2 protein-coding genes are annotated in these 3,816 nt (G+C 51.9%); both read right to left on the bottom strand.

The annotated features are described in order from the left end of the window. Positions 1-444: 444 nt before the first annotated feature. On the bottom strand, positions 445-2,163 hold the full coding sequence (locus Q8O92_02000; protein MDP2982086.1) for a DUF1957 domain-containing protein: 1,719 nt from the start codon (positions 2,161-2,163) through the stop codon (positions 445-447). Positions 2,164-2,393: 230 nt separating this feature from the next. After that, the gene (locus Q8O92_01995) at positions 2,394-3,533 is read right to left on the bottom strand and encodes a hypothetical protein (protein MDP2982085.1); all 1,140 of its coding nucleotides are present in this window, start codon (positions 3,531-3,533) and stop codon (positions 2,394-2,396) included. Between the last annotated feature and the right edge of the window lie 283 nt (positions 3,534-3,816).

Raw genomic sequence — 3,816 nt, 5'->3', positions numbered from 1 at the left:
AGTGTTTAGATCCTGAAACGAGTTCAGGATGACACGTGTCATGCCGAACTTGTTGCCGCTTCGCGGGAACGATGAAAGCGCAGCGCATCTTTTAGCAACCGTTTCGGCATCTATTTTGAAAAGAAACGCAATAAAATATGTTGTCATGTATAATTGACAATGTATGCAATTATGTTTAAATCGTCTGTGTACAATTCTTCCCCGATGCCATGAGAATAATACGCTATTGCGCCAGTTCAGCCGCATACGAAAGAGCCGCCTGAATATCCTCCGGCTTCAACGATGGGTAGCTTTGTAATCGTTGAAATTCTTTCAATACCCCGACAGGAGGTTTTATAGTTCCGATGATTAAACAGTGTAACTGGAAAACGTCATGCCGAACTTGTTTCGGCATCTATCCCAATAGTTGCGTTCGCATTTTAAATCGCCGGAGCAACAACATTCTTACTTATACTCCACTTCCGCCCACCATTTCGGCTCTATGTCGGCAAACAGCTTGTCCCGCTCTTCAATAATTTTAACGCTTTCCCTCTCCTCATCGCTCAAAGCCTCCCCATCGGCGGCCTTGTTCAGCAGTTTGAGGAGCAGCAGGAAATCCTCATGGTGCTGGGTGAACCGCATCTCGGCATAGTCGCGGGCCGACCAGGTGCTAATGAGGAACTGCCAGTCCGAGCTTTCCAGGAGCACCAACTCACGGGCAAGCTGTTTCAGAAGGGAAGCTGCCGGTTCATCGGTACGGTCAGCGTATTTCACCGCCGCTTCCTGCATGAGTTTTTCATCCTCATAGACATGTTTCCATGTCCAGCGGGTCCAGTCGTTGAGCCATATCCAGTGGAACCCGCCTTGTCCCCAGGAGCCTTCCGGCAGCGAGACTATGTGCTGGGGAGGGTTTTCCTCGAAGCATTCCTGCATGGTGGCGGCAGAAAGCTCCGGATCGAGAGAAATCTCCTTCAATACCGCATAGAGCCACTGCGGCCCCTCGAACCACCAGTGCCCGAAAAGCTCTGCGTCGAACGGCGCGCAGACAATGGGGGTGTAACCGTCTTTGAAATCCTCGCTCAGGCAGATGGAGCGCACCAGATTCTTGAAATGGTGGGCATTCTCCAGAATACGGCCATGCACATTCTCCGGTTCGTACACCTGTTTGTCGGCCAGATCCGATTTGGCGGAAGTCACTTTCCAGTAACGATGTCCGCCGGGATAGTGTTTTTTGTGAAAATCGAGATAGCTGCCGTCCCCGGGATAGCCGTGCTCGCCGCTCCAGACCTGAATCCCGGTATCCGGGTCGCGGGTGAAGAATGCGACCGGGCTTTTGCCCTGGGCGCTGGATGCATAATACAGCCGGTGGGAGGATTTCTCGGTATCTTCTTCGACCGGTTTGTACTGGCTCTCAAAGTTTTTCCAGAGCTGTTTGAGCGCCTCGAACCGGTCCAGGTACACTCCTATGGACCGCCCGCCCTTTAGCAGGTGGGAATCGACGATGAAATACTGAATCCCGTTTTCGCTGAGAAATTCCTCTACCCCCTTGCGGAGCCGCGGACCGCCGAATCCTTCCACCGGCGGCGTCCAGTTGTAAGCGGGACGGTAGGCGCATTCAGGCAGCCAGATGCCCAGGGGCTGACGGCCGTAATGCTTCCTGTAGGTGGCCACCCCAAGTTTTATCTGCGCCTGGACTGCGGTATCCTCCCCCAGGAGCGGCAGGTATCCGTGCGTGGCGGCGCAGGTGATGATCTCGATATGACCGTCATCCTGCTTCTTACGGTAAGCGCCGACGATATCACGTTTCAGTGCGTCGTTAAAATAGGTTCTGACATCGCTGTAATACCCCTCCCAAAGTACAGCAAGTTCGTACCGGCTGCTGTCTCCGATGCGGGTGAATTCCCTCGCGTCTGCCTGCGCCGCCTCAATCTTAGTTGTGAGATAATCCTGAAACTCGTATTTGAATGCTTCGTCGGCAAGCATCTCGGAAAGAACCGGAGTAAGACCGATGGTGATTTTCGGTGAAATTCCTTCGGAGATGAGCCTATCCATCACTTTCAGAAACGGGATATAGGTTTCCGCCGTCGCCTCGTTGATCCAATCCATGCCATGCGGCCATTTGCCATGTGCAATCACATAGGGGAGATGGCTGTGCAGCACTAAAACCAGCTTGCCTTTTATCATATTCATACCTCCATTTATCTAATTTCCAACAGGTTAATTGGATCCTGAAACAAGTTCAGGATGACACGTGTCATGCCGAACTTGTTGCCGCTTCGCGGGAACGATGAAACCGTTGCCGTTTCTCGGGAACGGTGAAACCGTTGCCGTTTCTCGGGAACGGTGAAACCGTTTCGGCATCTATTAATAAACGAAATCTATCTTTACATATGATGTATTTACGTCAGATACGGTCATGCTCCGCTCAGCGCCCGTTCGTACTCTTTCAATTCCGCCGGGGTGTAACTGTTTCCGGGATACTGCTCCGGCTTTAGCGAGCCGCCGTCCCAGTCGTCAGAAAATGATTTCATGTCCACCAGCCCGCCGTTCAGATCCATGAGTGAATGGAGCGAGGCGAGGAAAATGTGGGTTTTTTCAAGAATATCATCATACGGCTCCGGCATCTTACCTGTTTCGAACATTTCCTCCATGGCAATGAGCATGGGCGTCCAGAGGCTCATATCCCGCGCCCAGCCTGTACCTTCCGGACCGTTGTCGAAATCCTGTTCCTGGGGGCTGTAAACCCTTATGCCGCAGTTCCCCCCAGAAGTGGCGCCGTGACGGACCGTGCCGTAGATGGGCTGGCCGTCCGGTACCCGCGGTTCATGCTCGATATAGGTCAGCGCCGGCCCGGCCCACCATTTCCGCCCCAGGGTGCCGATACGGGCGACTCCTCCTCCGATACAGGTATAGGCGAACCAGATTCCGTGAAGGCCGTGCGTGTAGTAATCGGACGAGGCGTTGAAGGCTTCGTAGGCAAGCAGTTTCTTGCGGTCTACCAGCTTACGGGCGGCGATGGCTTCCTTGAGATATTCGAACGACGAGCCGGACATTATCGGTGTACCGGCTTTCCGGGCGATATCCACCATCATTTTCGCTTTTTTCATGGACGATGAAAAGGGGCGGTTGACAAAGGTCGGCATACCCGATTCAAGGTAGGGTTTTGCGGCAAGATGCTGAAGCGAGATGGCATGCGCTTCGTCCACAATGATCCCGTCCACCTTCCCGATCATGTCATTCAGATTCTTTACCCGCACCGCGCCGGTTTTTTTCTCGAAATCTTCGACTACGTCATTCCAGTGGGTCCAGTAATGGGTGATTGTCATCCCGGTACGGCGTGGCGTTCCTGCGGATGGGTTGGTGTAGGCGTACCAGATATTCTTGGTGTGCGTGAAACGTCCTAGAACCACGCCGACCCGTACGAGTTCACGGCTGGCGGGAGTACGGGGTTTCCAACTGATGCGCGGTTCAGCCCCGGCGCTTGAAGCGGCCAGTGTTCCGGCGGCTGCAACAGCGGCGGTGAGAAAATCCCTGCGAGCGGGTGATTTTGCCATGATTTACCTCCGGTGGTATTCTAATAATCGAAATTAATTTATTTGGTTATGTCGTTAAGTCAGCAACATACAGTAAATAAGAGAAATTGAGTGCTCCTGTGTCTTGAAATATCCCCCCTGCCTTCGGCATCCCCCCTTATTAACCCGGATTATTCACAAAATTTTTACGCATTAATCTTAAGTGCTTATATAATAAAATGATAGAAGAATATTTACCTTAATTTCTTCAAAATTGAATTATTTTCGATGTAACATATGTTCACTCTATCTGTAATTTCTTTTT

The organism is Candidatus Latescibacter sp. (assembly GCA_030692375.1).
In the GTDB taxonomy this organism is placed as follows: Bacteria; Latescibacterota; Latescibacteria; order Latescibacterales; family Latescibacteraceae; genus JAUYCD01.
The sequence above is the reverse complement of the archived record's forward strand: the minus strand, read 5'-3'. Positions and strand labels throughout refer to the sequence as shown.